Here is a 25,824-nt window from a genome sequence, read left to right as displayed (position 1 = left end):
GCGAAGGATGGACCTGGTCGCCGCAGCATCGGCGCCGTCCGCAGGGGATACCGTCTCCGGCCGGGCCGGAGACATAACTTTTCCAGGAAATTGCCAAACTGAATTACCTGACTTGACAGTAGGCCGCTGCACGGGCTAAATCCGCCGTATATCAGCAACATCTAATTATCTGCAGGAGAGTCAACCATGGCACCCCCCCCGCTGGCCTCGCGCGAGGCGGTACGCGAGCAGCGCTTCGGCGAACTCTGGACCAACGATCTGAACGACGCCTTCGCCGACATCGCGCGCTATTACGACCGAGCCAACGAAATCGCGGCGCTCGGCCTCTGGAGCACCTTCCTCAAGCGCTTCATGCAAACCGTGGACATCGCGCCGCAGCAGAAGGTGCTCGACGTCTGCGCCGGCACCAATGCGATCGGCGTTGCCCTGCTCAAGCGCGAACCGACGCTGGATGTGCACGCCATGGATCGCAGCGCCGAGATGCAGACGGTCGGCCAGCAGAACGCCAAGGCACTGGGCTTCACGATCAAGAGCACGATCGGCGACGTGCACACCCTGCCCTTCCCCGACAACCACTTCGACGTCGTCACCTTGCAGTTCGCCTCGCGCCACCTGCGGGTGCGCGAGGTGTTCAGCGAGATCCTGCGCGTGCTGAAGCCCGGCGGGCACTTCCACCATTCGGACATGCTGCGCCCGCGCAATCCGATCGTGAAGAACCTCTACTACGCCTACCTCAGGACCTGCCTCAACTTTACCAGCCTGATCGTCGGCAGCAGCCCGGCGGCGACCCGCTTCAAGCAGTATTTCATCGATGCGCTGGACCTGTTCTATACGGCGGAGGAACTGTCGATCGTGCTGCGTGAGCTGGGTTTCGTGCAGGTCAGCGTCGATACGGTGTTCCACGGGATGATCGGCTTCCACCGCGCGGTGAAGCCGGTAGCGAAGGCCTGAAGGCGCGGAAAATACAACGGCGCCCGCGAAACCGCGGGCGCCGTCGGGACTGCGTATTTGCGATCGCTTACTTGAACTGCAGGACCAGCGGTTCTTCGACCATGGCGTGGCGTACCTGGGCGTTGTCGAACAGGGCGATACCGAAGTTATAGGACTTCTTCAGGTCGTCGAAGTTGACGTCGAACTTGGAGCCGGTGACCAGCTTGCGCGTGATCTCGTAGGTCCACTTGCCTTTCGCCCACTTGCCGGCGATCTTGACGTCGGCGCGGTCGCCAACCACGGGAGCGACGATGATGGAAGCGACTTCGTCGCCGGCCTTGAACTTGCTGTCGTCAAACGGTACCTTGTTTTCTGCCAATAACCAGTAGGTGCCGCCCTTGTTGGCCGGCTTGGCGTCCTTGCTCATGAACTCGGGCTTGCCGTTGACGAGCTTGTTGTCCTCATAGCCGCCGCCGGTCTTCGGATCAGTCTTGCGGCCGGCGTTCTTTTCCTTGGCAGCGTCAAAGCGGGTGTGGTCAACATAGCCGTCATCGAGTTGACCGAGATGGCCCATGCGCACCCACTTCGAGTGCCACATGTCGGAGAGTTCTCCGGCTTCCTCGTTGTACTTGTTGCCATAGGGTTTGCCCGGCTCGCCGCCATGGCAGCTGATCGCGCAGCCGAACCTCTCGAAGCCGACGACGCTCATGTTCCACTGCACGGCAAACTTGTCTTCATAGTAGACATCGTTGTCGCCGCCCTTGTCCTCGGGATCCTTCATCTTGGCCCAGGAGCCGTCCGCCTGTTTCTGGTAGGGAGAACGTTGCACCGACAGGGTCTTGTCGTCGAAGCTGAGCAGCATGTAGATGTTTTCCTTGTCGTAGGCCACTTGCAGGGTGGCGTCGGTCGCACCCTTGTTGAAGTTGGCGCCCTTGACTGCCTTGAGCTTGGTCACGGGGGCGGTCTTCCAGATCGCGTCGCCGGCGTCGCCGTCGAGCTTCGGTGCCGCGGCGGCCATCACGGCGGTGACGGTGATCGGCTTCATTTCCTTGGGTTTTTCCTTCGGCGCCGGTTCCTTGGCGAAGGCGTTGCCGACCAGCGCCAGGGAAGCCAGAATCGCGACGGACATGACTGTTTGTCTCATGGTGTTATCTCCTTTGTTGGGAAAGCAATCGGACGGAAAAACCTCAATGCTCGTGCCAGCCGGTGATCATCGTCTTGAACATGGTGGTGACGGTGTGGCCGGTGGTGCCGAGATACATGTGGGCGATCATGAACAGGACGATGGCGGTGCCGGTCAGGTAGTGCAGCACGGCCACGGGCAGCAGACCGTCCATGCCGAATACATGTTCCGGCGCAAACTGCGGGAACATGAAGACCAGCCCGGTAACCAGCAGCGTGGGCATCATGATGTACATGATGAACCAATAGACCAGCGCCTGCATCGCGTTGAAATTGACTTCCTTCGTCACCGGATAGGGGTGCGGTTCGCCCTGGAAGATGCCCCACAGGTACCAGCGCGCCTGCACCATGCAGCGATCGATGATGCCGGGCGGCTTGGGCACGTATTGCCACCAATTGCCGCTGACGATGTTGGCGACGGCGAAGAAGGCGTAGGCCGCCACCAGCGCGAGGCCGGCGATGTCGTGGATGCGCGCCGCGAGCGAGAACTCGACCAGGGGCAGCTTCGGATCGGCGAAATGCAGGCTGATGCCGGTGATGGTGAGGGTGATGATCAGCAGGGCATTGGTCCAGTGCCACAGGCGGACCCACAGCGGCAGGAGGTAGACACGTTCGCTCATTGCGATTTCCCCTTGTTGCGGCGCGCGTTCATGACGATACGGATGGCACCATGGAGCAGCACCCCGAGCAGCGTGGCGACCGCCAGGGCGATGATGATCGAGTCAAGCAGCGGATGGCGAGTGGCGCCGATGATGTAGGAGGTGGACAGCATCACGCTGTTGGTGAAGCCATACTTCTGCTGTTCCTCCTTGACCATGTGGCGATACAGGCGGACCTTGAGCGTGCTGTTGGCGGAGTGGCAGGAGAGGCACTTCTTCTCGGCCTTTTCCTTGTTGAGGATTTCGTGCGAGAGCATCTTGCCTTCGGCCACGGCCGGGGTGTGGCACTCGATGCAGCGCACCGCGTTCCAGTGCGCCTTGGCATTCGGCAGCCAGTCGTGGATGGCGTCGATGTCCGGCCGCTTTTTCTTGGTGCCGGGAGTCTTCTCGCCGTCGGGGGCGAACTTGGCGAATATCAGGTCCGAGTCATGGCATTCCAGGCAACCGTGGTTGTCCTGAGCCACGATCTTGGCCGGATCCTTGAGCCGCTTCTGGACGATGCTGACGTGCGCGTTATGGCAGGTGCTGCAGGTGAATTTTTCCTTCAGCCCCTTGTTCTTGGCATGGACCGAGGCATTGAACTGGGGCTCCAGGCGCAGCGACTTGGCTGCATGGCATTCGGTGCAGGGGCTGGTGGCGGCCTTGCCGGCTTCCGCGTGCGGGTACTCAGCGTAATGGTTCTTGGCGTGGCACTGGCGGCAGTCCATGACGCCGTGGTCGGAGGGGTTGAATACCTCGGGTTCGAGACGCGAATCCTTGAGCTTGCCCAGATCGAGCCCGGCCTTCGGCGGATTTTTGATGCCCGCGGCACTGTGGCAGGAATAGCACTCCGCGTTGGCCTTGCGGTTCTGCTCTATGGTGGCCTGATCGACCGGGGCGGCATCGGCGGCCAGTACGGGAACGGCGGGAAGAAAACAGATCAGGCCGAGAACGGCAGCGGCGATACTGTTGCGCCATGACATGAACACGTTAGCTCCCTAATAAGCACTGTTCGCTTCAGGGAATGCAATACTCATGCCACTTCAATCGGGCCTTCCAATCCGGCAGTTTCGCGCGATACCAGCGTTGCGCGCGGCACTTGTGCTGTCATCGTCGAGCGACAGGTGTCGCTATTCGGTGACAACTCCCCAGCGCTTCATCCGCACATATAAATTCTGCCTTGGAATGCCGCTCATGCGCGCGGCTTCGGAGACATTGCCGCCGGCGCGGGCGAGGATGTCTTGCAGATAGTCGCGCTCGAAACGGGCGCGCGCTTCTTCGTAGGCAAGGCTGGCCGCAAGCGGCTCTTGTCCGGGCTGATCTTCAACTTGGGTGCATCCGGGCGCGCACAAATGAACCACATCGATCGGGCCGCCCGGGTGCAGCGCCACCGCCCGCTCGATGCAGTGCTTTATCTGGCGCACATTGCCCGGCCAAGCGCCGGATTCGAGCGCACTCACCGCCGCTGGCGTCAGGGGGCCGCAGGCCTTGCCGAACTTTTCATTGAAGTGATCGAGAAAATGCGTGGCAAGGCGGATGACGTCGCCGGCGCGTTCGCGCAGCGGCGGCAGGCGGACAGCAACGACGTTGATCCGGTAGTAGAGATCTTCGCGGAAGCGGCCGGCCTTTACCTCGCCGGCCAGGGCGCGGTTGGTGGCGCAGATCAGGCGGAAATCCGCGTGGCGCGCCTGGCTGCTGCCGATGCGCGTGCATTGGTGGTCCTGCAACACGCGCAGCAGGCTGCTTTGCAGCTTGGGGCTCATGTCGGCGATCTCGTCGAGGAACAGCGTGCCGCCATCCGCCCTTTCGAAGTAGCCAGCGCTGGCGACGCTGGCGCCGGTGAAGGCGCCTTTCTCATAGCCGAACAGCAGGCTTTCCAGCAGTGTTTCCGGCAGGCCGCCGCAATTGACTTCGAGGAAGGGTTTCGCCGCGCGCGGGCTCCAGGTGTGAACCAGCTTGGCGACCAGTTCCTTGCCGGTGCCGCTTTCGCCTTCCAGCAGCACGGTGGTATCGAGTCCGGCGACCTGACGTACCTGGCCGAGCATGCGTTCCATTGCGGCAGACTGGCCGATCACGGCGACCGTGGCGTCGCCCGCGTCCAGGCGCGCGCGCAGGCCGTCGATCTCGCGGTAGGCGCCATCCAGTTCAAGTGCCTTGCCGATCACGGCTTCGAGCGATTCGAGGTCCTCGAAGGGCTTGGTCAGATAGTCGAAAACGCCTTCGCGTACCGCCGCCACGGCGTCGCGGACATCGGCATATCCGGTCATCAGGATGGCGACCAGCTTCGGCCTCCGCGCACGGAATTCGCGCAGCATATCGATCCCGTTGTCGGCGGGAAGACGCTGATCCATCAGCACCAGGTTGAAGTCCTCCGCGGCGAACAGCTTGCGTGCTTCCGCACCGTCTGCGGCAAGGCGAACCTCGGTGGCCTTGCCGATCAGGCGGTCGATCAGCGTGCGCGTGTAGTGGTCGTCGTCGACCACCAGGACTCGGGGCAACATCTTTGCTTCGGGATTTGGAACAATAACGGTCATCGATAGCCTATCCAACGGGATGCTGATCTGCCTGCGGGAGCCAGATCGCAATTAATGTGCCACCGTCAGGGCGATTGGCGGCCGTCACGTGCCCGTCATGCAGCAGCACGACATGAAGCACCACCGGCAGGCCAAGGCCGGTGCCGTCGCTGCGGGTGGTGAAGAAGGGCACGAAAATCTTGTCCATCACCTCGGGCGCGATGCCGCGCCCCCGGTCGGCCACCGACAGCGACCAACCCGGCGCGCCGGTGCCCGGGTCGGCCAGCGGCTCCAGGTGGATGGTGATGCCGGCATTGCCTTCGGTGGCCTGGGCGGCGTTCTGCAAAAGGTTGAACAGCGCGTGGCGAATCAGGATCGGGTCGATGGTCAACAGCGGCGGCTCGTCCGGCAACTGGATGTCCACCGGCAGATGTCGCGCTTCGGTCTGACGAAACATCAACACCGTTTCGTCGATCAGCGCCGCGATCGCGGTAGGTTTGCTGTCGAAGCACGAAATTTTTGAGAACTCCAGCATGCGGCGCACGAAGCCGCGACAGTCCTCGCCGGCATGACGAATCTCGGCCAGCAGTTCGCGGGTTCGTCCCGGATCTTCGGCCCCGCGCTCGGCCAACTGGGCCATGTTGACCACACCGACCAGGGGATTGTTGAGCTGGTGGGCGATGCTGCCGACCATCGTGCCGAGCGCCGAAAGCTTCTCCACCTGGAGCATGCGCTGGTGTTTGGTGTCGAGGTGAAGCAAACGGTGCTCGAGCTCGTGCTGGCGCCGGTAGTCGTGCTCCACGCGTTCCAGCGCGACGTAGAACACGCCGAGCACCCCGGCCGCCACCGCCAAGCTCAGCAGGACGACGGCGGCCATGTAGTTGTTGAAAGTCGCTTCAAGTGCCGTTGCGTCGCGGACGATTGCCAGCTTGCCGATTGGATGGCCGGCGGCGTCTTCCAACGGGACCATGGCCATGTGCAGTGAACGCCCGCCCTCCGCAATCTTTACGCCTTCACCTCCCAGCAGACGGGCGAGCGCTCGGTCGTCGAACCCGGTCGGCAACGGCGAGGTCTGCGCCAGCGCGACATGGCTGGAGAACCGATCCCAGTCACCCTGCCGATTCATCAGGGTCTGGCCACGCTGCCACTGCTTCGGCTCAAGGTAGCGCTTGTCGATCAGGACCACGATATCCACCGCGAGACTGTCGCGCACTTCGTCGATCAGGTGCTTGACCTCCTCGCCGAGTTCGACGTAACCGAGGCTGCGTTCCCGCTGTCGCCAAGGCATGACCAGCCGCAGCGTCAGGGTTCCCAGCGGGCCGAGTTCGAGGCCTTGCACCGTCTGCTTGCGGCTATGGGCCTGCAGCATGGTGGCGCGGTCAATGCGGTCGCCGTACTCGGCAGGCGTATGCAGGCGGTAGAGATTGATCCGGTCCGGCCCGGTAAAATACAGATGGGTGATGCGGTGGTCGCCGCGCAGGGTCTCGAACAAGCCGCGGGCGCTGCGTTCCAGTCCGTCGCGGTCGCCCTTGCGGAACGCTTGCTCGATGGCCGCGTTGCCCATCATGGCATGCGCGACGGCACGCATCAGGTTGCCGTCCTTCTCCAGTTTTGCGGCAAAGAGTTTTGCCGCGGCCGACGATCGTTCGGCGAGATCGCGATCGCGCACCTTGACTTCCACCATGTAAATGGCGGTCGCGAAGACCGCCATGATGACGATGATCGCGATCGCGAAGGCGCCCATGAAGGCCTTCTTGACCCGCCGGGGCTTGCCGGCCGGCGACGCGGGGTTCATCGGCGGAAAGTACGCTCCGCTGGCGATCGGCTTTTAGTTGGCGTCGTAGTAATAGGCCTTGTTCGGCACTCTTGCGGCCTCGGTTTCCTTCATCGTGTTCAGCGAACGCGGCGCCTTGTCCCACCATAACGCGCGCCCTTTCTGCTGCTCGGCCTTTTCCTCGGGATGCTTTTCCATCCATTCACGCATGAACTTGGTGTGCTCGGATTCATAGAGTGCCATCAGTTTTCCTTTCTGGGTTTTGCATCGACGTAACGGGTGATGCGCACCACTTCCGGCACGCGACGGAGCGAGCGCAGGATGCGGGCGAGGTGGATTCGGTCGGTGACCTGCAGGGTGAAGAACAGGGTGGTGGCTTCGCCGCTGTCGTCATCCATGCTGATATTGACGATGTTGGAGCCGGCCTCGGCAATGCCGGCGGCGATGCGGGCCAGCACGCCGCGCACGTTCTTGGCGATGACGCGGATGCTGGCTTCGAACATGCCCTTGATGTCAGCTTCCCATTCGACGTCCACCCAGTTGCCGCGCTCGCTGCGCAGTTTGGCGATCGCCGTGCAATCGTGGGTGTGCACCACCAGGCCCTGGCCCTTGCGTATCAGGCCGACGATCGGGTCGCCGGGAATGGGACGGCAGCAATTGCCGAGCTTGACCGCAACGCCTTCGGGGCCGTGGATCAGGATCGCCTGCTTGCCGCGCGCTTCGGTGGCGGCGTTCGTCGACTCGACGCCTTCGGCCAGTCGCCGCGCGACGATGGCCGGCAGGCGCTTGCCCAGCCCGATCTCGGCCAGCACGGCCTTTTGCGAGCGTGCCCCGGAGGCGCGTTTGAAGCGTTCCCATGCCTGCGCCGGCAACTTGGCCAGGGCCAGGCCGAGGTCACGCAAGGCGTGCGACAACAGGCGCTCGCCCAGCGCGGCGGATTCCTCGGCGTGCCTGGTATTGAGGAAGTGGCGGATCTTGGAGCGCGCCCGCGCGCTCTTGACATAGCCGAGCCAGGCGGGGTTGGGCGCGGCGTTTGGCTCGGTGATGATCTCGACGCGGTCGCCGTTGCGCAGTTCCGTGCGCAGCGGCATGGTTTCGAAATTGATGCGGCAGGCGACGCAGCGGTCGCCGATGTCGGTGTGCACGGCGTAGGCCAGGTCGACCGGCGTCGAGCCGCGCGGCAGGGCAAAGATCTTGCCGCGGGGGCTGAACACATAGACTTCGCCGGGGAACAGGTCGACCTTGACGTGCTCGAGGAATTCCGAAGAGTCGCCGCTCGCCGATTGCAGTTCGACCAGCGACTGCAACCATTTGTGGGTCTTCTTCTGCAACTGGTCGAGCGTCGTTTCGTCCTTGTACAGCCAGTGCGAGGCGACGCCGGATTCGGCGACATGGTGCATGTCGGCATCGCGGATCTGGATTTCGGCCGGCGTGCCGAAGGGACCGATCAGCGTGGTGTGCAGCGACTGGTAGCCGTTGGCCTTGGGGATCGCGATGTAGTCCTTGAACTTGCCTGGCACCGGCTGGTACAGCGCGTGCAACGCGCCGAGCGCGAGGTAGCAGGTGGGGCGGTCCTTGACGATGATGCGAAAGCCGTAGATGTCCAGCACCTGCGAAAAGGAAAGATGCTTGTCGCGCATCTTGCGGTAGATGCCGTACAGGTGCTTTTCCCGCCCCTTGACGTCGGCGTCGATGCCGGCGGCCGGCAACGCCTGCCGGATGGCGTCCAGGATCTTGCTCACCACTTCGCGGCGGTTGCCGCGGGCGCCCTTCACCGCCTTGGAAAGCACCCGATAGCGCAGAGGATGCGCATGGCGGAAGGCGAGTTCCTGCAGTTCGCGATACAGGGCGTTGAGGCCAAGCCGGTTGGCGATCGGGGCGTAGATGTCGAGGGTTTCACGGGCGATCCGGCGCCGCTTCTCGGGCCGCATGGCGTCCAGAGTCTGCATGTTGTGCAGGCGGTCGGCGAGCTTGATCAGGATCACGCGCACGTCGCGCGCCATCGCCAGCAGCATCTTGCGGAAATTCTCCGCCTGCGCTTCCTCGAAGCTCTGGTGTTCGATGCGGTCGAGCTTGGAGACGCCGTCGACCAGTTCCGCGGCGACCTTGCCGAAGCGTTCGGCGATCTGTTCCTTGGTGATCGACGTGTCTTCCATCACGTCGTGCAGCAGCGCGGCCATCAGCGCGTGCGCGTCCAGATGCCATCCCGCCAGGGTTTCCGCGACGGCCAGCGGATGCGTGATGTAGGGGCCGCCGCTGACGCGCATCTGGCCGCGGTGCGCCGCGTCGGAAAAGACGTAGGCGGCGCCGACGCGCGTGATGTCTTCAGGTTTGAGGTAGGTGGCGAGCCGGGCGTTGAACCGTTCCAGATCCTCGGCCAGGTCGACCGGCGGATGCATGTCCGCCGAAATCAGCGGCGGTTCGTCGAGGGCGCCCGGCACCACGCCGGGGTCCATCAGGGGCGAAGCGGGATGTGGCCGGAGTGGAACCTGCGCCGCCGTCACGATTCACCCCGTTCGCATTTTGCTTACGTATTGCTGCGGGTCAGGATTTCGACGCCGACCTTGCCGGCGGCGATTTCGCGCAGGGCGATCACGGTCGGCTTGTCGCGGCCCGGTTCGACCTGGGGCGTGTTGCCCAGCGTCAGCTGGCGCGCGCGATAGGTCGCCGCCAGGGTCAGCTGGAAACGGTTGGGGATGAGCTTGATGCAATCGTCGATGGTGACACGGGCCATGGTTTCAGTCCTGTTCTAAAAAGCGGAATACGTCGGGATGACGTGCGCGCTGGCGCGGGAAGCGCAGGCGCGAGGCGCACACGGCGGCTTTGAGTTCGCCGAGGGCAACATCCAAGTCATTGTTGATTATAACAAAATCGAACTCGGCTACGTGGCGCATTTCGCCCAGGGCGCCAGCCACCCGGCGCGCTATGACATCTTCACTATCGGCGCCGCGGCCGCGCAGCCGGCGTTCCAGTTCGGCGATCGACGGCGGCAGGATGAATATGCTGACGGCTTCGGGAAACTGCCGCCGCATCTGCTGCGCGCCCTGCCAGTCGATCTCCAGCATCATGTCGCAGCCTTCCAGCATGCGCTGTTCGAGCCAGGTGCGCGAGGTGCCGTAGAAATTGTCGTGCACTTCCGCCCATTCGGCGAACTCGCCGCGCTCGCGCATGGCGAGGAAGCGCTGCACGCCGATGAAGTTGTATTCGCGGCCGTCCTGCTCCCCCGGGCGCGGGGCGCGGGTAGTGAAGGACACCGAGTGCCTTACCTTCGGATCGTCGGCCAGCAAGCGTCCCACCAGCGTGGTCTTGCCGGCGCCCGACGGCGCCGAGACGATGAAAAGTGTTCCGGAAATCATGGTTGGCGGTGTTTGAGGGGTGTCAGGGCTGGACAAGGAATCGATGCATTAGTATACGCGGCCCATGTGCAACTTCGCCCGCCCGTTCCCGATTCGACGCCATCCCGTGATGCGGTCGGCGCTCGGCCTGCTGGCGGTGGCGTTGCACTTGCTGGCTGGCAGCGGCATGGCGCGTGCGGCGGTGACGGACGGCGGCAAGGGCGGCATCGTCACCGAACTATGTACCAGCCACGGCGTGCTCAAGGTGGATCTTGGGCAGGACGGCGGCAGCGCCCCGGCCGGCGAGCTTCACGATTGCTGCACGCTTTGCGCGGCCGGCGCTCCGCTGCTGGCCGCCGGCAATGGCCTTGCCGTGTCGCCAGCGCCGACTTTCCACGCCGCGCCGAACCGGCGCCCGCTGGCGCGGCGTCCCCATCCTCCGCTGACCGCGCACGCCCCGCGCGGTCCGCCGGCTGCGGACTGAATCCCGTTTCGCCCCGTCGTCCGCGCCGCGACACAATAGCTTGGCGCGCGCTATCCGAACCGCGTTCCGACGCGGACCAAATCCAATCCAAGGAGTCGTCATGAATCGCATCGCCCGTTCCACCGTGCTGTCCGCCCTGCTGTCCGCCGCTTTCGTTTTGCCCGCCCAGGCCCAGGTCACCGTCAAGGATCCCTGGGTGCGCGCCACGGTTTCGCAGCAGAAGGCTACCGGCGCCTTCATGCAAATCACGTCGGCGCAGGACGCGCGCCTGGTCGAGGCCAGATCACCGGTCGCCGGGGTGGTCGAAGTGCACGAGATGAAGATGGAAAAGGACGTCATGAAAATGCGTGCGCTGCCGGAAGGCCTGGCCCTGCCCGCCGGCAAGAGCGTCGAGCTCAAGCCGGGTGGCTATCACGTCATGCTGATGGACCTCAAGCAGCAGGTGAAGGAGGGCGACGTGGTACCGCTGACCCTGGTGGTCGAGGACAAGGACAAGAAGCGTTCCTCGATCGAGGTCAAGGCGCCGGCAAAACCCCTGGCGACGGCGAGCAAGGCGTCGGAAAAAATGGACCACCAGCACAAGCATTGAGTTGCTGCGTTCCGGATCGACATCGTCACCGCTCCGTCACGTGCTCCGCGAACTGGATCACTCCGGCTCGATGTCCGAGTCGCAACCGCTGCCGGCCGCAACCCAGCGCGCGGAACGCCGACCAGCCGCGGCCTCCCAGCGCGCCGGCAGCCAGCGCAGAAAATCGGCCGGCCGCGTGATCATGCCGCAGACATAGCGCTGGTCGCCCTCGCGCCAGGTCAGGGCAGGGCAGGCGCCCTGCCGATGCCCGAGCAGGACGCGGCTGACCGGGCAGGGAACCGCGCAGCAGCAGACGCCGCAGCCGTTGCAGGCGGCGCCAGGCGCGGGTTTGGCGGGCGCGGCGGCATGGATGGCGATGAAGGCAGGCGTAGCCGGCATTCGGTCGGTGCGATCGTCGTGTCGCTGGCGCCGACTCTTAGGGGGGCGAGGACGGGCGCCGCCTACTCGAGGTTCTGCACCTGTTCCCGCATCTGCTCGACCAGCAGCTTGAGGTCGAGCGCGATCGCGGTGACCTCGGCCGAGACCGACTTGGAGGATAGCGTGTTGGCTTCGCGGTTGAGTTCCTGCATCAGGAAGTCCAGCCGCTTGCCAACCGCGCCGCCCTTTTTCAGGACGCGGTCGAGTTCGTCGAGGTGGGTTACCAGCCGCGCGATTTCCTCGGCGACGTCGATCTTGGCGGCGAAGACGCCGACTTCCTGGCGGATGCGTTCCTCGTCGAGGTTGGCCACGGCTTCGCGCAATTTGGTTGCCAGGCGTTCGCGGTAGGCCGCCAGCGCGGCCGGCAGCAGGGGCTCGGCGGCGGCCACGCACTCGCGCATGCGTGCCGCGCGATTCCTAAGCACGTCGGCCAGCTTGGCACCCTCGCGTTCGCGCGAGGCGACGAACTCGTCGAGCAGGGTGGCGAACAGTCCTTGGGCCGCCGCCTGCAACTGTTCGCCGCTCAGCGAGTCGTCCGCCAGTACGCCGGGCCAGCGCAGCACCTCGGCCACCGACAGCGGCGCGGCCTGGGGCAGCGCCTTGCGCACGGCCGCGTCGAGGCTGCCCAGTTCCGCCAGCAGCGCGCTGTCGGGCAGGCGCTGGCGGCTGGCATGGCCCTGAGCCGGCTGGGCCTGCAGGTAACCGCGGCATTCGATCTTGCCGCGCGCGATGCGCTCGGTGATCCTCTCGCGCAGCGGCATTTCGAGGAAGCGCAGGTCCTCGCTCAGGCGGAAGCCGATGTCCAGGTAGCGCGAATTGACGCTCTTGATTTCGAGGTTGATTACCGCCGTGCCGAGGTCGCGGCTGGCGGCGGCATAGCCGGTCATGCTGTGGATCATGTTGGGGGGTCTCCGTGCCGGAGCCGGTTCGCGGCGCCAAAAGCAGTTGTTTACAGCGAGGGGGCGAACAAGGAAAATTGCGGCAGTATATCAACGCGCCCCTTCCCGGTTTCCGGAAGGGCTGTTTGGAACGTCCGCCCCCTTCCGGGGATCCGGAAGGGCTATTGGAACGCCCGCCCCCCATCCCCCCTCGCGGGGGGTTATTGATGGGCTCGCTGCGCCCGAAGGTTGCCCGGCGCACTATTTGGTGGTTTTTTCAGGTCGAATCGTGGTCTCGCAGAACAATCAGGCACTTCCTCCCGGCTACCAGCTGGAAGGCTATCGCATCGAGCGGCAGCTTTCGGTCGGCGGCTTTTCCATCGTCTACCTGGCGCAGGACGCCCAGGGTACCCCGGTGGCGATCAAGGAATACCTGCCCAATGCGCTGACCCTTCGCGGTGAAGGCCAGGTGGCGCCCGTCATCCCGCCGGAATACCAGGCGGAATTCAACTTCGGCCTCAAGTGTTTTTTCGAGGAAGGCCGTGCGCTGAGCGGCATCGTCCACCCCAACGTGGTGCAGGTGCTGAATTTCTTCCGCGCCAACGAGACCGTCTACCTGGTGATGCGCTACGAGACCGGCCAGACGCTGCGCGACTACATCCGCCAGCATCGCGGCCGGATGGACGAAGCCTTCATGCGCGGCATGTTTTGCGGCGTGCTCGACGGCCTCGGCGAGGTGCACGGCCACGGCCTGCTGCATCTCGACATCAAGCCGGCCAACATCTGGCTGCGCACCGACGGCAGCCCGGTGCTGCTCGACTTCGGCGCCGCGCGCTACGCGGTCGACATCGGTCCGCCCGAGCCGCGCGCGATGTACACGCCGGGCTACGCCGCACCCGAGCAGTACCACGGCAAATACACGCTGGGACCGTGGACCGACATTTACGCCGTCGGCGCCTGCATCTACGCGGCGCTGGCCGGTTCGGCGCCGCAGGCGGCGGACGAGCGGCTGGTCGACGACCAGTTGCTGCCCGCCCGGCAGCGCTGGGGCCGCGACTATTCGTTGCGCCTGCTGACCACCATCGACGAATGCCTGCGCCTCGATCCGCCGCGCCGGCCGCAGCACGCACGCGCCCTGCACGCCTCGCTGATGGCCGACCCGGACGCCGTCAAGTCGCGCTCTTGGCTGTCCCGCCTCGGCTTCTGACGCCTCGATGAAGTACACCATCGTCCATGACAGCCGCATCGGCGGGCGCGACATCAACCAGGATCGCGCCGCCTGGCTGGCCACCGACGACGCGCTGCTGATGGTGGTGGCGGACGGCATGGGCGGCCATTTGCAGGGCGAGATCGCGGCGCAGCTCGCGGTCGATACGGTGGTCGAATCCTTCCGCCGCGAGGCCCTGCCGCGCCTGGCCGACCCGGGCCGCTTCCTGGTCGCCGCTTTCGAGCGGGCCCACGCCAACATACTCAACCACGCCCACGCCTGCCAGATCGCCGCCCATGCCGCGCCGCGCACCACCTGCATCGCCTGCGTGGTGCAGGACGGCCAGGCTTGCTGGGCGCATGCCGGCGATTCGCGGCTCTACCTCATCCACGGCCACGCGCCGGACGGTGCCAGCGTCTTGCGCACGCGCGACCACAGCGTGGTGCAGCGCATGGTCGATGACGGCACCATCAGCGGAGACGAGGCGGCATCCCATCCGATGCGCAATCGCGTCTTCAGCTGCCTGGGCGGCAGCGTCGCGCCGCACATAGAGGTCGCGAGCATGGTGTCGCTGGAGGACGGCGACCTGATCGCGTTGTGTACCGATGGCGCCTGGTCGCCGCTGGGCGAACGGCTGGTGAATGAGCTGGCTTGCGCGCCGCTGACCAGGTCGGTGCCGAACCTGCTCGACGCGGCGGAACGCGCCGCCGGTCCCCGCGCCGACAACCTGACCGTGATCGCCATGCGCTGGGACGCGCCCAATCCCGATTCGCCCACCATCAACCAGCGCCCCGACGCGCCGCACCGGCTGCAGCTGGCGCCGATCAGCGACGAGGACATCGAACTTGCCGTGGCCGACATTCGCCGCCGCATACCCTACACCGCCTGGGCTGCCGCCGAGGAGGGTCATTCCCAAACGCCCGCCCCCTCCGGGACTTCCGTCCCGGAGGGGTCTTTGTCCAACGCCCTCCCCCTCCCGCCCTCCCCCTCGCGGGGGAGGTGACCGATTTGCTCGCTGCGCTCGATTGTTGGAGAGCGTATTTCACGCCAACGGAGTTCCTTGATGAATCGTCCCTCGCAACGCATTTCCCGTGACGCCGCGCAACTGCGCGAGCTGCGCATCACCCGCGGCTACACCCGCCACGCCGAAGGCAGCGTGCTGGTCGAGTTCGGCAACACCAAGGTGTTGTGTACCGCCAGCGTCGAGGAGTCGGTGCCCGGCTTCCTGCGTGGCAAGGGTGCCGGCTGGGTCACCGCCGAATACGGCATGCTGCCGCGCGCCACCAACACCCGCACCGCGCGCGAGGCCGCGAAGGGCAAGCAGTCCGGCCGCACGCAGGAAATCCAGCGCCTGATCGGCCGCTCCTTGCGCGCCGTGACCGACCTCAAGGCGCTCGGCGAACGCCAGATCACGCTCGACTGCGACGTGCTGCAGGCCGACGGCGGCACGCGCTGCGCGTCCATCACCGGCGCCTGCGTGGCGCTGCACGATGCCATCGGCAGCCTGGTCGCCGGCGGCAAGCTGGCGCAGCACGTGATGCGCGAACTGGTTGCCGCGGTCTCGGTCGGCATCGTCGAGGGCATCCCGGTGCTCGATCTCGATTACGCCGAGGATTCGGCCTGCGACACCGACATGAACGTGGTGATGACCGCCGGCGGCGGCATCATCGAAGTGCAGGGCACGGCCGAGGGCGCGCCGTTCTCTCGCGTCGAGCTGGACACCCTGCTGGCACTCGCCGCGGCCGGCATCGGCGACATCGTCAAGGCGCAAGAGTCGGCGCTGGCGCTACGGTGACCAGGACAGCCAACCCCCCAGCTCCCTGCCCAGGGCAAGGGTTGACCGCGGTTCAGCCACTGGCGTGGCTTCCGGGGCGTGGCTTGCCACCACTTTGGGGCGACCCGGGGGTGGCGGCGTGAAAAAGCTCGTCCTCGCCTCCGGCAATGCCGGCAAGTTGCGCGAATTCGGGCAACTGCTGGCGCCCTTCGATTTCGAGGTGTTGCCGCAGTCGGCCTTCAATGTGCCGGAAGCCGAGGAGCCGCACGTCACCTTCGTCGAGAACGCCATCGCCAAGGCGCGCCATGCGGCGCAGCTGACCGGCCTGCCGGCGCTGGCGGATGACTCCGGCCTGTGCGTGGAGGCGCTGGGCGGCGCGCCGGGCGTCTGGTCGGCACGGTATGGCGGCGAGCCGAAATCGGACGCGAAGAACAACGCCAAACTGCTGGCCGACCTGGCCGGCGTCGCCGACCGCCGCGCGCACTATGTCGCCGTGCTGGTGCTGATGCGTGCCGCCGACGATCCGCAACCCATCGTCGCCGAAGGCGAATGGCATGGCGAGATCGTCGATGCGCCGCGCGGCGAGGGCGGTTTCGGTTACGACCCTTACTTCCTGGTGCCCGACCTGGGGCTTACCGTGGCCGAACTGCCGCACGAGGAGAAGAACCGCCGCTCGCATCGCGGACAGGCGCTGGCGCAACTCATCGCGCGGCTGCGGCTCGGGATGTGATTCCGATCATTCCGGTGGTCGCCGTCCCGCCGGCGCCGACTATTGCAGACTCCTCCGGACTGGTCGCGCCGCCACCCTTGTCCTTGTACGTGCACTGGCCGTGGTGCGTCAGGAAGTGTCCCTACTGCGATTTCAATTCGCATGAGGCCCGTGGTGAAGTCGACGAGGCCGCCTATCTCGCCGCCCTGGTCGCCGATCTCGAAGCCGCCCTGCCGCAGGTCTGGAACCGTCCGGTGTCCAGCATCTTCATCGGCGGCGGCACGCCCAGCCTGATGCGTGGCGAAACCGCCGAAGCGTTGCTGGCGGCGATCCGAATGCGACTGCCACTGCATCCCGGCGCCGAGATCACGCTCGAGGCCAATCCCGGCACCGCCGAAGCGGCCAAGTTCGCCGCCTTCCGCGCCGCCGGCGTGACCCGGTTGTCGATCGGCGTGCAGAGTTTCGACGACGCCAAGCTCGCCGCGCTGGGCCGCATCCATAACGGCGCCGAAGCGCGGCGCGCGATCGAACTGGCGCTGGCCAATTTCGAGCGCGTCAATCTCGACCTGATGTACGCGCTGCCGGGGCAGACGCTGGCACAGGCCGAAGCCGACATCGCCACGGCGAGCGGCAGCGGGGTCGGCCACATCTCGGCCTATCACCTGACACTGGAGCCGAACACGGCGTTCCACCGCGCGCCGCCGGCGCTGCCCGACGACGACCTGGCGGCCGACATGCAGGAGATGGTGGAAGCCCGGCTCGGTGCCGCCGGCTTCGCGCACTACGAAACCTCGGCCTTCGCCCGGCCTGGCGCGCCGTGCGCGCACAACCTCAACTACTGGCGCTTCGGCGACTACCTCGGCATCGGCGCCGGCGCCCACGGCAAGCTGTCGACCCACGCCTCGATCTGGCGCGAGACGCGCCACCGCAGCCCGCGCGCCTACCTGGAGGGCGCCGCGCGCGGCGATTTCGTCGCCACCCGGCAGGACATCGAGCGCGCCGACCTGCCCGGCGAATTCATGATGAATGCCTTGCGCCTGAATGGTGGCTTTCCGCTGGCGCTGTTCACCGAGCGCACCGGCCTGCCGCTGGCCGCCATCGAAAAGTCGGCGCTGGCGGCACGGCGCGAGGGCCTGCTGGAAGCGGCCGACGGCTGGCTGCGGCCGACCATGCAGGGCCGGCGTTTCCTCAATCGGCTGCTGGCCGGCTTCCTCGCCGAGGATCGCGCCTGACGGCGCGCGTTCTGTGTCACCATACCGCCCGGCAAACCACGGACAAGGACGCAGCGGCGTGAAGGGCACCAGCGGGAACCTGATCGAGGTCGAAAACCTCCACTTCGCCTACGGCAGCAACAAGGTGCTGCGCGGCGTCCAACTCGCCGTGCCGCGCGGCAAGGTAGTCGGCATCCTCGGCGTCAGCGGCGCCGGCAAGAGCACCCTGCTCAAGCTGATCGGCGGCCAGTTGCGACCCGACCGCGGCCGCGTTAGCGTCGACGGCCGCGTCGTGCATGAGCTCGATGACGACGGCCTCTACGACATGCGCCGCGACATGGGCATGATGTTCCAGGCCGGCGGCCTCTTCAGCGACATTTCCGTCTACGAGAACATTGCCTTTCCGATGCGCGAGCTGACCGACCTGCCCGAGGACCTGATCCACGACCTGGTGCTGATGAAGCTGCATGCGGTCGGCCTGCGCGGTTCCAGCGGGCTGATGCCCAACGAGTTGTCCGGCGGCATGGCGCGCCGCGTCGCGCTGGCCCGCGCGATCGCCCTTGACCCCGGCCTGACCATGTACGACGAGCCCTTCGCCGGGCTCGACCCGATCTCGCTCAACGTCATCGCGCAGCTGATCCGCCGCCTCAACGACGCGCTGGGCGCCACCTCGATCGTGGTCACCTACGACGTTTCGGAAACGCTGAAGGTGGTGGACCATGCCTACTTCATCCATGACGGCAAGGTGGTCGCGGCCGGCACGCCCGATGAACTCCTGAACTCGTCGAATCCCTCGGTGCACCAGTTCATCCACGCCGAACCGGACGGCCCGGTGGCCTTCCACTATCCCCGCGAACCCTACCGCGGCGACCTGGAACTCGGGCGGTAGGGGTCGCTAGCCGCGCTAGTGTTCCTTGCCGTCCACCCGGGGCTGCAGCAAAAACGGGATCAGGCGCCAGGCCAGGATGCCGAAGCCGGCCAGCCAGCCGCCGGCGGCCAAGGCCAGCCAGAGCGCGTAGGACGCCGGCAGCAGCTGCGGCGCGAGGACGCGCAGCAGGAAGGCGCCGATCATGATCCACAGCACGCCCCGGTCGACGGGCTCGAACACCACCTTGCGCCCGGTGTGGCCCTTGGCGATTCGGATCAGCATCGCGGGAATGACCAGACCCATCACGCCGAGCCCGAACATGTGGGTGGAAAAGGCGCCGATCCAGTTCGGCGGCGCCGCCACGGCGACGAATTCGACCACCAGTTGCAGCACGATGGCGGCATAGCCGAGGTACATGATGCCGAGGTCGATCCGGCGCAATGCCAGTTGTGGCTGCCAGAACGCCAGGCGCCCAGCCAGCAGCAAGGCAAGCGCGAGCGAGAGGCCGGCGGCCAGCGGCGGCGGCATCCAGCCGGCGCCGACCAGGATCAGGCCGAGCAGCTTGATGGCGCGGTCCAGCCCGGCATGGCGCAGGATGTCCACCTGGTAGATGTTCTTCATGAACTGGGTCAGGGTACGTTCCAGCATCACCAGGAAGGCGACGCGGAACAGGCCCGTGGCCATGGCGATGCCGGCCTGGAACTGCCCGGCGTCAAGCATCTGGAATTTCGCCACGAGGAAGGTCGGCAGGATCAGCAGGAAGAAATAGTTGTCGCGGTAGCTGTCGTCCTTGTGGTGGCGCACCAGGGTCCACAGCAGCATGGCGACGATGGCGGCGAGGAAGCCCAGACAGGACAGCCGGAACAGCCAGCCCGGCCAGCTGCCGCCCAGCCACATGCCGGCGCGCTCGAACAGCCAGGCGGCGACCAGGATCACCAGAGACGCGCCGTGATAGCCGCGAATTCCGACCCAGTTCTTGGTCGACGTCAGCAGGAAACCGCCGAGCACCGCCCAGCCGAAGCCGAAGAACATTTCATGGGCATGCCACTGCAGCGGTGCCACCGGCAGCGCGGCGGCCGGCACGTGACCGAGGTGGACCAGGACCCAGAGCATGGGCAGGCTCAGGCCGGCGAGGCAGGCCAGCGCGAAGAAGGGCCGGAAGCCGACCAGCCAGAGCGGATGTGCGAGGAAATCCATCTAACGCAAATGGCGGCGAGAGCCATTCGCCGAGGATGAAACACGAGAAAACGAAGTTTCGGTGGAGGCTAACGCCGGCATTATCGGCGTTAAGCGCAGCGGCCGTAACCAAAAGCCAACTATTCGCCCGCCCCCCTTCCCCCCTCGCGGGGGGTTACCAGTTGGCGCGCTGCGCGCGTCCATCACAGGGGTCTCCGAACAGGGTGCTTCACGTTGAGACTCTCAGGCCGCGGCGCGGACGCAGTTGCGGCCGGCGGCCTTGGCGCGATACAGGGCCTCGTCGGCGCGCCCGAGTATGGTGTCCATGGCGCCTTCGCCGGGGACGCTGGTGGCGACACCGATGCTCACGGTGCAACCGGGTTGCGCGCGCGCCTGCTCGACTCCGGCCCGTATGCGTTCGGCGACCACCAGCGCTTCGTCGAGAGTGGTTTCGGGCAGCAACGCGACGAACTCTTCGCCGCCGAAGCGACCGAACTGGTCCGGCCGGCGCAGCAGGCCGCCGACCCGGTCGACGAAATCGATCAGCACGCGATCCCCGGCCTGGTGCCCGTAGCTGTCGTTGACAGCCTTGAAATGGTCGAGGTCCATGATCAGCAGGGAGCTGACCCGGTTCTTGCGCCGGTCGCGCTCCAGTTCCTGTGCGCAGGAATCGAGGAAGGCGCGCCGCGTCAGTGCGCCGGTCAGCGAGTCATGTCGCGCCATGTGCTCGAACTCGGTGCGCAGCTTGTCGGTCGCCATCAGCACCACGCCGATGCTCAGCACCAGCAGGCAAAGGGCATAGGTGGTGACGAAGTAGGTCTGTGCCGGCGACAGGATGAACAAGGAACTGTCGGGCGTGGTGCCGAACGCCGAGAACAAGCGCACCGACTGGGCGATGGCCTGCACCACGAGTGCTCCGATGCACAGGTAGCTGGCCAGGCTGCGGATGCCGTGGCGCGAGATGGTCCAGGCATGCGCCGCGGTGAGCACGGCCATGAGCAGGCTCATGGTGAACACGCGGACGCCGTAATGCGGTTCGACCAGGGTGTACCAGAGCATCACCGGCAGCGAGGAAAGTATCAGTCCGGCCCAGATTCGCTTCCACGGCCGCAGGCCGATGAAGCGCTGGCTGCCGATGTGGAACAGCGCCAGGCCGGCTAGCAGGAGGGTATTCCCGCCGACGACGGACAACAGGTCGGAAATCGCTCCGCGCGCGCCGAGCAGCAGCGTCGAAACGAAGATCAGTCCCGCGGCGGCGGCCCACTCGCCGAGCCCGGCGATCGCCGTCGGGTAGTTGCGGCGCATGAAGAACAGCACCAGCGACATCATGCCGCCCATGACGCCCGCAAGCAGGATGACGGTGCGCGGATCGATGCTCATCGCATCGACGAGCGGCGGAAGACGAGGTCCCAGACGCCGTGGCCGAGCTTCAGGCCGCGGCTTTCGAACTTGGTTTGCGGCCGGTAGGGCGGGCGCGGCGTGAAGCCGTTGGCCATGTTCTGCAGGCGCGGCTCGGCGGCAAGGACATCCAGCATCTGGTGGGCATAGTCTTCCCAGTCGGTGGCGCAATGCAGGTAGCCACTGGGTGCGAGGCGTTCCGCCAGCAGCGCGACGAATGCCGGCTGGATCAGGCGGCGCTTCTGCTGGCGTTTCTTGGGCCAGGGATCGGGAAAGAAAACGTGGATGCCGGACAGCGCGCCCGGCGCGATCATGTCGCGCACCACCTCGACCGCGTCGTGCTGGACCACGCGCAGGTTGGTGATGCCGCGCGTGGATATTTCCTTCAGCAGGCTGCCGACGCCGGGGGTGTGTACCTCGATTCCCAGGTAGTCGTTACTCGGATGCAGCTCGGCGATGGTGGCCGTGGTCTCGCCCATGCCGCAGCCGATCTCGAGGATGCGGTGGGCGCGGCGGCCGAACACGGCATCGAGGTCGAGCGGCGCCGCCTGGTAGGGAATGCCCCAGCGCGGCATGCCTTGTTCGTGAAAGCGCCGCTGCGCGTCGGAGACGCGGCCCTGGCGCAGCACATAGCTGCGAATGTGGCCGTGGCCGGGCGCGCCGCCATCCGCTGTTTCGAGATCGTCGTCGGCGCTCATTCGGCGGGCTTGGGGGAAGTCGGCGTCCCACGAGGACTTCCTTCGGTCGCCGGCGGCACGGCGTTCGCCACCGTCGCCGGGCTGTCGGGCGCGGCGGCGTCCGCCAGCAGTCGCGCGAAATCGTAGCGCGGCCCGACTATCGCCTGCGGCAGGCTGGCGCAGGCATCGTCCAGGCTGACGTCGCGCAAGGCAGGCTCGATGCTGTCGTTGAGGCCCAGTGCGCGCGCCAGGTCGAACCAGCTGGCCTCGTCGGCACGCTCGCCGAAATAGTAGCGGGCGAGGTCGAGCACCAGCACCTCGATGGTGCCGGTCTGTTTGCCATGCCAGCTCGCGTAGGCATCCTGGATCGGCGTCGAATGCCGCGGCAGGTCGAGGCAGGCCGCCGCCAGCATCGACAATCCGTGCGCCAGGCCGAACAGGCGCTGGCGCAGCAGCAGTTGCGGTTGCTCGAAGGCATAGCCCTGATGCCGCGGCCTGAGTTCGGACGCCGCCTGTGCCATCGCCGGCGTTGGTTGCGGCGTGGCGTCCGCCGCCTGCACCGGGCCGAACAGCGGGATACAAAGTGCGCAGGCGACGAGGTGTTTCACAAGCGACACGCCGGGCCGCCCCAAGTGCCTCTTGGCCCCCTGGGGGAAGAACGGAGCGACGCGGCACTGTCGAGGGGGCTCATTTGCCACCTTGCCCGATCATTCCGCCGACCGGCGAACTGGGGGTCGCGGCGTAGAACTTCTTCGGCATGCGCCCGGCGCGGAATGCCTCGCGGCCGGCTTCGACCGCCTTCTTCATGGCGCCGGCCATCAGCACCGGGTCCTTCGCCGCGGCGATCGCGGTATTCATCAGTACGCCGTCGCAGCCGAGTTCCATCGCGATGGCCGCGTCGGACGCGGTGCCGACGCCCGCATCCACCAGCACGGGCACCTTCGACTGCTCGATGATCAGCTTGAGGTTCCACGGGTTGAGGATGCCCATGCCGGAGCCGATCAGCGAGGCCAGCGGCATCACCGCGACGACGCCGATGTCTTCCAGCATGCGTGCCTGGATCGGGTCGTCGGAGCAGTACACCATGACGTGGAAGCCGTCCTTGACCAGGGTTGCGGCCGCCTTCAGCGTTTCCGGCATGTTGGGGAACAGCGTTTGCGGATCGCCCAGTACTTCGAGCTTGCACAAGGGGTGCCCATCGAGCAGTTCGCGACCGAGGCGCAGGGTGCGCACCGCGTCGTCCGCCGTGTAACAGCCGGCGGTGTTGGGCAGGATGGTGAATTGCGCGGGAGGCAGCACTTCCAGCAGTGAGGGCTGGCCGGGTTCCTGGCCGATGTTGGTGCGGCGGATGGCGACCGTGATGATCTCGGCGCCGGAGGCGTCGATCGCGGCGCGCGTCTGGGCGAAATCCTGGTACTTGCCGGTGCCGACCAGCAGGCGCGAGCGATAGGCTTTGCCGGCGATGACGAGGGTATCGTTGCTCATGGTTTCGGGTTCCGAAAAATTTCAGCCGCCGCCGACGGCGACGACGATTTCGATCTGGTCGCCGTCGGCGAGCAGGGTGTCCGCATGGCGGCTCTTGGCCACGATTTCGCCGTTGCGCTCCACGGCAACGCGCCTGCCGGCCAGTCCGCGTGCCTCGAGCAGCGCGGCGACGGAAAGCGGTGCCGCCAGTTGTTGGGCTTCGCCGTTGATGATGAGGTTCATGCGTAACGTGAACTACAAGAATAAGAGTGCTTAGCCACAATCGAGCGCAGCGAGCCAGACAGTAGCCCCCCGTGAGGGGGGATAGGGGGGCGGGCGACCAATTTGCCTCTGGCCTTATTTTACTTCAGCAGGCGGCGGCGGATCAGCGCCGAGGCGATGCCGAAGGCGATCGCGGCGACCGCCAGCAGCGCGGCAATGTGGCCGATGATGCCGGAAGGGATTTCGCCGAACAGCAGCGGCCGCACCAGCGCCACCGCATGCGTCAGCGGCAGCCAGGCCGCCACCGCCTGCACCGCGGGCGGCAACTGTTCGGTCGGGAAGAACACGCCGCACAGCAACACCATGGGCGTGATGAACAGGGTGAAGTAGTACATGAAGAAGTCGTAGGACGGCGCCAGCGCGGTGACGATCAGGCCCAGCGCGGCGAAGGCCAGCCCGGTGAGGAAGATCACCGGCAGCGCCCACAGCGCGAGTGGCGAGCCGATCAGGCCCAGCACCCAGATCACCAGCAGGATCGCGATTCCCGACAGCGTGGCCTTGGCCGCCGCCCAGAGCAACTCTCCGGCCATCACGTCTTCCAGCGTCACCGGCGCGTTCATGATCGCCTCCCAGGTGCGCTGCACGTGCATGCGCGAGAAGGCCGAGTAGAGCGCCTCGAAGGAGGCCGCGTTCATGGTTGAGGCGCACACCGTGCCGGCGGCGAGGAAGGCGATGTAGGACACGCCGCCGACCTGCGGCAGCAGCCCGCCGAGGCCGTAGCCGAGGCCGAACAGATAGATCATCGGATCGGCCAGATTGCCCAGCAGCGAGGGGATCGCCAGTTTCTTCCAGACCAGGAAGTTGCGTCGCCAGACGGCGAAGGCACGCAGGGATAGTCGCGGCAGGAGGAGTTGGGCGCTCATGGAAGGCGTCGAAGCGGGAAGGCGGATGCCTGACCAGCGGTCATGCCGCTTCCAGCTCACCGGCTTCACGGCGCAAGCGGTAGGGCTTGATGAGCACCTCGGCAGGTAACTGCAAGCCATCGGCGAGACGCCGGATCATCTCCAGGGTCAGCGGCCGGGTGCGGTTCAGGATGTCGGCCACGCGGCCACGCGGCCCGATGTAGGCTTCCATGTCCTTGCGTGTCAGGCCACGACTTTCCATGACGTGGCCGAGGAATTCGATGGGATCGGGATCGGCGATCGGGAAGTGCTGCCGCTCGTAGCGTTCGATCAGCATGGCCAACACGTCGAGACGGTCCGCCTCGGCCGACTTCGCCGGTGCGTTCCACAGGCGCTCGACCTCGGCCAGCGCCTCCTGATATTCCTTCTTGTTGCGGACGGGCTTGAGTTCCATGTCGGCCTCCTAGATTGTTTCCACGTCGATCCTGTCGTACTGCCGATGCGTGCCGACGAAACGAACATACATCAGACCCCGATCGTAGCGAACCGCCACCACCAGCCGATAGTCATTGCCCTTGATGTTGAATACCACCCTGCGATCGGCGACGAAGCTGGCATTGCGATACTCCGCCTTGATGTCTGCCGGTGTTTTCCAGTGTGCCCGGCCCGCCAAGGCATACCAGGACCGCAAAGGTGTTTCGGCATCCGGGTGCTTTTCCCAGAAGGTCCGCAAGGTGGATAGCGCAATGATCCGCATGCGCCACTGTAGCATGATACCAAATTGGTATCAACGGCGTGTGCCTGTCAATAGTCGGCGCTGGTGGTACGGCGATTCGAGTGGCCGGAAATCCACTTCGATCCAGAGCCAAGCTGTTCCGGCCGAGATTCACTACATAGGACTTGGTAGGCGCAGTTCTTCGACTGAAGCAACCGGCTATCCCTGCGGCCCTCTATTCCCTCGGCTGCATCAGCAAAGCCTTGTTGTTTTCCGTAAGCGGCAACAGGTAGTTGACGGCCGCGACAACGCGATTGTCCGTGACGGTAACCATCTTCAGTGTCAGATACGCATAGCCGGCGGCAACGGCATAGTTGCCGACCACAACCACTTGGACATTGTGGTTCTTGGACAAAGTCCTCACGTCGCGGGACAACAGCAGTTCGCCGGTTCCTTCTCGAATGTACACGTCGTTTCGCAACTTCATTTCCACGACGCCATGACCCAGCTGGGTCAATCTTGTTGCGATTTGTTCTGAGATCAGGCGTCCAAAGCGCGAACTCTGGTTCAGTGAGTCGATATTGACCATCGTGGCCACGAGCAATGGAGCACTTTTTGCAATGGGCACCGCAGTGGCCGCGACAAGTTTATCGACTGCGGAGTAGTTCGCCTGGGTGAACTCGCTGGTTTCCGCAGCTTGATAGGTTGGCCCCGTGGCACAAGCAGCGCTCAAGACAACGGCACATATGAGTGCGGCAATT

General features: G+C 65.6%; 30 protein-coding genes. 9 read left to right on the top strand and 21 right to left on the bottom strand.

Annotated elements, in window-relative coordinates; genetic code table 11:
* The first annotated feature begins 186 nt into the window (after window positions 1–186).
* Window positions 187–951: a class I SAM-dependent methyltransferase gene (locus J0M27_RS11960; RefSeq protein WP_294991730.1), complete on the top strand. Its 765-nt coding sequence runs from the start codon at window positions 187–189 to the stop codon at window positions 949–951.
* A gap of 67 nt (window positions 952–1,018) precedes the next feature.
* Here J0M27_RS11960 and J0M27_RS11955 read toward each other — a convergent pair whose 3' ends face one another.
* From J0M27_RS11955 to gmk, 9 genes are all read right to left on the bottom strand, one after another.
* The gene (locus tag J0M27_RS11955; protein WP_294991729.1) at window positions 1,019–2,074 is read right to left on the bottom strand and encodes an ethylbenzene dehydrogenase-related protein; all 1,056 of its coding nucleotides are present in this window, start codon (window positions 2,072–2,074) and stop codon (window positions 1,019–1,021) included.
* Window positions 2,075–2,117: 43 nt separating this feature from the next.
* Entirely contained in the window at window positions 2,118–2,732 is a 615-nt protein-coding gene (locus J0M27_RS11950) for a cytochrome b/b6 domain-containing protein (protein WP_294991728.1), read from the bottom strand.
* Window positions 2,729–3,733 carry a cytochrome c3 family protein gene (locus tag J0M27_RS11945; RefSeq protein WP_294991726.1) on the bottom strand — a complete coding sequence of 335 codons (1,005 nt, stop codon included), beginning with the start codon at window positions 3,731–3,733 and terminating at the stop codon, window positions 2,729–2,731. The genes J0M27_RS11950 and J0M27_RS11945 overlap by 4 nt, the downstream gene beginning before the upstream one ends.
* Window positions 3,734–3,880: 147 nt before the next feature.
* Entirely contained in the window at window positions 3,881–5,251 is a 1,371-nt protein-coding gene (locus tag J0M27_RS11940) for a sigma-54 dependent transcriptional regulator (RefSeq protein ID WP_294991724.1), read from the bottom strand.
* A gap of 40 nt (window positions 5,252–5,291) precedes the next feature.
* Window positions 5,292–7,058 carry an ATP-binding protein gene (locus J0M27_RS11935; protein ID WP_294991722.1) on the bottom strand — a complete coding sequence of 589 codons (1,767 nt, stop codon included), beginning with the start codon at window positions 7,056–7,058 and terminating at the stop codon, window positions 5,292–5,294.
* A gap of 33 nt (window positions 7,059–7,091) precedes the next feature.
* Window positions 7,092–7,280 carry a DUF3460 family protein gene (locus tag J0M27_RS11930; protein ID WP_294991720.1) on the bottom strand — a complete coding sequence of 63 codons (189 nt, stop codon included), beginning with the start codon at window positions 7,278–7,280 and terminating at the stop codon, window positions 7,092–7,094.
* Window positions 7,280–9,436: a bifunctional (p)ppGpp synthetase/guanosine-3',5'-bis(diphosphate) 3'-pyrophosphohydrolase gene (locus J0M27_RS11925; RefSeq protein WP_294991834.1), complete on the bottom strand. Its 2,157-nt coding sequence runs from the start codon at window positions 9,434–9,436 to the stop codon at window positions 7,280–7,282. Before J0M27_RS11925 ends, J0M27_RS11930 begins: the two co-directional genes overlap by 1 nt.
* A gap of 128 nt (window positions 9,437–9,564) precedes the next feature.
* Complete coding sequence (gene rpoZ, locus J0M27_RS11920) at window positions 9,565–9,771, bottom strand: DNA-directed RNA polymerase subunit omega (RefSeq protein ID WP_294991718.1); 207 nt, start codon at window positions 9,769–9,771, stop codon at window positions 9,565–9,567.
* A 4-nt stretch (window positions 9,772–9,775) separates the two neighbouring features.
* Window positions 9,776–10,393, bottom strand: coding sequence for a guanylate kinase (gene gmk, locus J0M27_RS11915; RefSeq protein WP_294991716.1), 618 nt, complete (start codon window positions 10,391–10,393; stop codon window positions 9,776–9,778).
* Between the two features lie 64 nt (window positions 10,394–10,457).
* Between gmk and J0M27_RS11910 the strand changes: the two genes are divergently transcribed.
* A complete protein-coding gene (locus tag J0M27_RS11910; RefSeq protein ID WP_294991714.1) occupies window positions 10,458–10,856 on the top strand; it encodes a DUF2946 family protein in 399 nt (132 codons plus the stop codon).
* 100 nt (window positions 10,857–10,956) lie between these two features.
* Complete coding sequence (locus J0M27_RS11905; protein ID WP_294991712.1) at window positions 10,957–11,445, top strand: copper chaperone PCu(A)C; 489 nt, start codon at window positions 10,957–10,959, stop codon at window positions 11,443–11,445.
* Window positions 11,446–11,502: 57 nt separating this feature from the next.
* Here the strand turns inward: J0M27_RS11905 and J0M27_RS11900 are convergent, their stop codons facing one another.
* Both J0M27_RS11900 and J0M27_RS11895 read right to left on the bottom strand, forming a co-directional pair.
* Window positions 11,503–11,823: a hypothetical protein gene (locus J0M27_RS11900; RefSeq protein WP_294991710.1), complete on the bottom strand. Its 321-nt coding sequence runs from the start codon at window positions 11,821–11,823 to the stop codon at window positions 11,503–11,505.
* Between the two features lie 62 nt (window positions 11,824–11,885).
* Complete coding sequence (locus tag J0M27_RS11895; RefSeq protein ID WP_294991708.1) at window positions 11,886–12,761, bottom strand: YicC/YloC family endoribonuclease; 876 nt, start codon at window positions 12,759–12,761, stop codon at window positions 11,886–11,888.
* Window positions 12,762–13,029: 268 nt separating this feature from the next.
* Here J0M27_RS11895 and J0M27_RS11890 point away from each other — a divergent pair, with 268 nt between their 5' ends.
* From J0M27_RS11890 to J0M27_RS11865, 6 genes are all read left to right on the top strand, one after another.
* Window positions 13,030–13,947, top strand: a complete 918-nt coding sequence (locus tag J0M27_RS11890) for a serine/threonine-protein kinase (protein WP_294991706.1) — start codon at window positions 13,030–13,032, stop codon at window positions 13,945–13,947.
* Window positions 13,948–13,954: 7 nt separating this feature from the next.
* The gene (locus J0M27_RS11885) at window positions 13,955–14,950 is read left to right on the top strand and encodes a protein phosphatase 2C domain-containing protein (RefSeq protein ID WP_294991703.1); all 996 of its coding nucleotides are present in this window, start codon (window positions 13,955–13,957) and stop codon (window positions 14,948–14,950) included.
* A 60-nt stretch (window positions 14,951–15,010) separates the two neighbouring features.
* Window positions 15,011–15,742 carry a ribonuclease PH gene (gene rph / locus J0M27_RS11880; protein WP_294991701.1) on the top strand — a complete coding sequence of 244 codons (732 nt, stop codon included), beginning with the start codon at window positions 15,011–15,013 and terminating at the stop codon, window positions 15,740–15,742.
* A 118-nt stretch (window positions 15,743–15,860) separates the two neighbouring features.
* On the top strand, window positions 15,861–16,451 hold the full coding sequence (gene rdgB / locus J0M27_RS11875) for an RdgB/HAM1 family non-canonical purine NTP pyrophosphatase (protein WP_294991698.1): 591 nt from the start codon (window positions 15,861–15,863) through the stop codon (window positions 16,449–16,451).
* 14 nt (window positions 16,452–16,465) lie between these two features.
* On the top strand, window positions 16,466–17,662 hold the full coding sequence (hemW, locus tag J0M27_RS11870) for a radical SAM family heme chaperone HemW (protein WP_294991832.1): 1,197 nt from the start codon (window positions 16,466–16,468) through the stop codon (window positions 17,660–17,662).
* A gap of 58 nt (window positions 17,663–17,720) precedes the next feature.
* A complete protein-coding gene (locus tag J0M27_RS11865; protein WP_294991695.1) occupies window positions 17,721–18,530 on the top strand; it encodes an ABC transporter ATP-binding protein in 810 nt (269 codons plus the stop codon).
* A gap of 15 nt (window positions 18,531–18,545) precedes the next feature.
* Here the strand turns inward: J0M27_RS11865 and J0M27_RS11860 are convergent, their stop codons facing one another.
* The 10 genes from J0M27_RS11860 to J0M27_RS11815 all read right to left on the bottom strand — a co-directional run bounded on the left by J0M27_RS11860 (window position 18,546) and on the right by J0M27_RS11815 (window position 25,796).
* Window positions 18,546–19,706 carry an NnrS family protein gene (locus J0M27_RS11860; protein ID WP_294991693.1) on the bottom strand — a complete coding sequence of 387 codons (1,161 nt, stop codon included), beginning with the start codon at window positions 19,704–19,706 and terminating at the stop codon, window positions 18,546–18,548.
* Between the two features lie 222 nt (window positions 19,707–19,928).
* Entirely contained in the window at window positions 19,929–21,065 is a 1,137-nt protein-coding gene (locus J0M27_RS11855; protein ID WP_294991690.1) for a GGDEF domain-containing protein, read from the bottom strand.
* Window positions 21,062–21,781, bottom strand: coding sequence for a tRNA (guanosine(46)-N7)-methyltransferase TrmB (gene trmB, locus J0M27_RS11850; protein ID WP_294991688.1), 720 nt, complete (start codon window positions 21,779–21,781; stop codon window positions 21,062–21,064). The genes J0M27_RS11855 and trmB overlap by 4 nt, the downstream gene beginning before the upstream one ends.
* Window positions 21,778–22,368, bottom strand: a complete 591-nt coding sequence (locus J0M27_RS11845; protein WP_294991685.1) for a hypothetical protein — start codon at window positions 22,366–22,368, stop codon at window positions 21,778–21,780. Before J0M27_RS11845 ends, trmB begins: the two co-directional genes overlap by 4 nt.
* 79 nt (window positions 22,369–22,447) lie before the next feature.
* Window positions 22,448–23,245, bottom strand: a complete 798-nt coding sequence (locus J0M27_RS11840) for a thiazole synthase (RefSeq protein ID WP_294991683.1) — start codon at window positions 23,243–23,245, stop codon at window positions 22,448–22,450.
* A gap of 21 nt (window positions 23,246–23,266) precedes the next feature.
* Window positions 23,267–23,467: a sulfur carrier protein ThiS gene (thiS, locus tag J0M27_RS11835; protein ID WP_294991681.1), complete on the bottom strand. Its 201-nt coding sequence runs from the start codon at window positions 23,465–23,467 to the stop codon at window positions 23,267–23,269.
* A 119-nt stretch (window positions 23,468–23,586) separates the two neighbouring features.
* Complete coding sequence (locus J0M27_RS11830) at window positions 23,587–24,369, bottom strand: ABC transporter permease (protein ID WP_294991679.1); 783 nt, start codon at window positions 24,367–24,369, stop codon at window positions 23,587–23,589.
* Window positions 24,370–24,409: 40 nt separating this feature from the next.
* Complete coding sequence (locus tag J0M27_RS11825) at window positions 24,410–24,802, bottom strand: helix-turn-helix domain-containing protein (RefSeq protein WP_294991676.1); 393 nt, start codon at window positions 24,800–24,802, stop codon at window positions 24,410–24,412.
* Window positions 24,803–24,811: 9 nt separating this feature from the next.
* Window positions 24,812–25,105, bottom strand: a complete 294-nt coding sequence (locus J0M27_RS11820; protein ID WP_294991829.1) for a type II toxin-antitoxin system HigB family toxin — start codon at window positions 25,103–25,105, stop codon at window positions 24,812–24,814.
* A gap of 193 nt (window positions 25,106–25,298) precedes the next feature.
* Entirely contained in the window at window positions 25,299–25,796 is a 498-nt protein-coding gene (locus J0M27_RS11815; RefSeq protein ID WP_294991673.1) for a FlgO family outer membrane protein, read from the bottom strand.
* Window positions 25,797–25,824 lie beyond the last annotated feature (28 nt).

Source organism: Sulfuritalea sp., assembly GCF_017302275.1.
Classification (GTDB): Bacteria; Pseudomonadota; Gammaproteobacteria; order Burkholderiales; family Rhodocyclaceae; genus Sulfuritalea.
Note: the sequence above shows the minus strand (reverse complement) of the source record. Positions and strands in the feature narration are given on the sequence as shown.

What these genes read in the sequence shown, in the direction of transcription:
- J0M27_RS11930 (WP_294991720.1), bottom strand. Translation starts at nt 7,280, where the DNA reads ATGGCACTCTATGAATCCGAGCACACCAAGTTCATGCGTGAATGGATG.
- J0M27_RS11950 (WP_294991728.1), bottom strand. Translation starts at nt 2,732, where the DNA reads ATGAGCGAACGTGTCTACCTCCTGCCGCTGTGGGTCCGCCTGTGGCAC.
- J0M27_RS11940 (WP_294991724.1), bottom strand. Translation starts at nt 5,251, where the DNA reads ATGTTGCCCCGAGTCCTGGTGGTCGACGACGACCACTACACGCGCACG.
- J0M27_RS11825 (WP_294991676.1), bottom strand. Translation starts at nt 24,802, where the DNA reads ATGGAACTCAAGCCCGTCCGCAACAAGAAGGAATATCAGGAGGCGCTG.
- rph (WP_294991701.1), top strand. Translation starts at nt 15,011, where the DNA reads ATGAATCGTCCCTCGCAACGCATTTCCCGTGACGCCGCGCAACTGCGC.
- J0M27_RS11895 (WP_294991708.1), bottom strand. Translation starts at nt 12,761, where the DNA reads ATGATCCACAGCATGACCGGCTATGCCGCCGCCAGCCGCGACCTCGGC.
- J0M27_RS11935 (WP_294991722.1), bottom strand. Translation starts at nt 7,058, where the DNA reads ATGAACCCCGCGTCGCCGGCCGGCAAGCCCCGGCGGGTCAAGAAGGCC.
- thiS (WP_294991681.1), bottom strand. Translation starts at nt 23,467, where the DNA reads ATGAACCTCATCATCAACGGCGAAGCCCAACAACTGGCGGCACCGCTT.
- J0M27_RS11945 (WP_294991726.1), bottom strand. Translation starts at nt 3,733, where the DNA reads ATGTCATGGCGCAACAGTATCGCCGCTGCCGTTCTCGGCCTGATCTGT.
- J0M27_RS11840 (WP_294991683.1), bottom strand. Translation starts at nt 23,245, where the DNA reads ATGAGCAACGATACCCTCGTCATCGCCGGCAAAGCCTATCGCTCGCGC.
- J0M27_RS11955 (WP_294991729.1), bottom strand. Translation starts at nt 2,074, where the DNA reads ATGAGACAAACAGTCATGTCCGTCGCGATTCTGGCTTCCCTGGCGCTG.
- J0M27_RS11860 (WP_294991693.1), bottom strand. Translation starts at nt 19,706, where the DNA reads ATGGATTTCCTCGCACATCCGCTCTGGCTGGTCGGCTTCCGGCCCTTC.
- J0M27_RS11830 (WP_294991679.1), bottom strand. Translation starts at nt 24,369, where the DNA reads ATGAGCGCCCAACTCCTCCTGCCGCGACTATCCCTGCGTGCCTTCGCC.
- J0M27_RS11910 (WP_294991714.1), top strand. Translation starts at nt 10,458, where the DNA reads ATGTGCAACTTCGCCCGCCCGTTCCCGATTCGACGCCATCCCGTGATG.
- rpoZ (WP_294991718.1), bottom strand. Translation starts at nt 9,771, where the DNA reads ATGGCCCGTGTCACCATCGACGATTGCATCAAGCTCATCCCCAACCGT.
- trmB (WP_294991688.1), bottom strand. Translation starts at nt 21,781, where the DNA reads ATGAGCGCCGACGACGATCTCGAAACAGCGGATGGCGGCGCGCCCGGC.
- J0M27_RS11855 (WP_294991690.1), bottom strand. Translation starts at nt 21,065, where the DNA reads ATGAGCATCGATCCGCGCACCGTCATCCTGCTTGCGGGCGTCATGGGC.
- J0M27_RS11905 (WP_294991712.1), top strand. Translation starts at nt 10,957, where the DNA reads ATGAATCGCATCGCCCGTTCCACCGTGCTGTCCGCCCTGCTGTCCGCC.
- J0M27_RS11820 (WP_294991829.1), bottom strand. Translation starts at nt 25,105, where the DNA reads ATGCGGATCATTGCGCTATCCACCTTGCGGACCTTCTGGGAAAAGCAC.
- gmk (WP_294991716.1), bottom strand. Translation starts at nt 10,393, where the DNA reads ATGATTTCCGGAACACTTTTCATCGTCTCGGCGCCGTCGGGCGCCGGC.
- J0M27_RS11885 (WP_294991703.1), top strand. Translation starts at nt 13,955, where the DNA reads ATGAAGTACACCATCGTCCATGACAGCCGCATCGGCGGGCGCGACATC.
- J0M27_RS11960 (WP_294991730.1), top strand. Translation starts at nt 187, where the DNA reads ATGGCACCCCCCCCGCTGGCCTCGCGCGAGGCGGTACGCGAGCAGCGC.
- J0M27_RS11925 (WP_294991834.1), bottom strand. Translation starts at nt 9,436, where the DNA reads ATGCATCCGCCGGTCGACCTGGCCGAGGATCTGGAACGGTTCAACGCC.
- J0M27_RS11900 (WP_294991710.1), bottom strand. Translation starts at nt 11,823, where the DNA reads ATGCCGGCTACGCCTGCCTTCATCGCCATCCATGCCGCCGCGCCCGCC.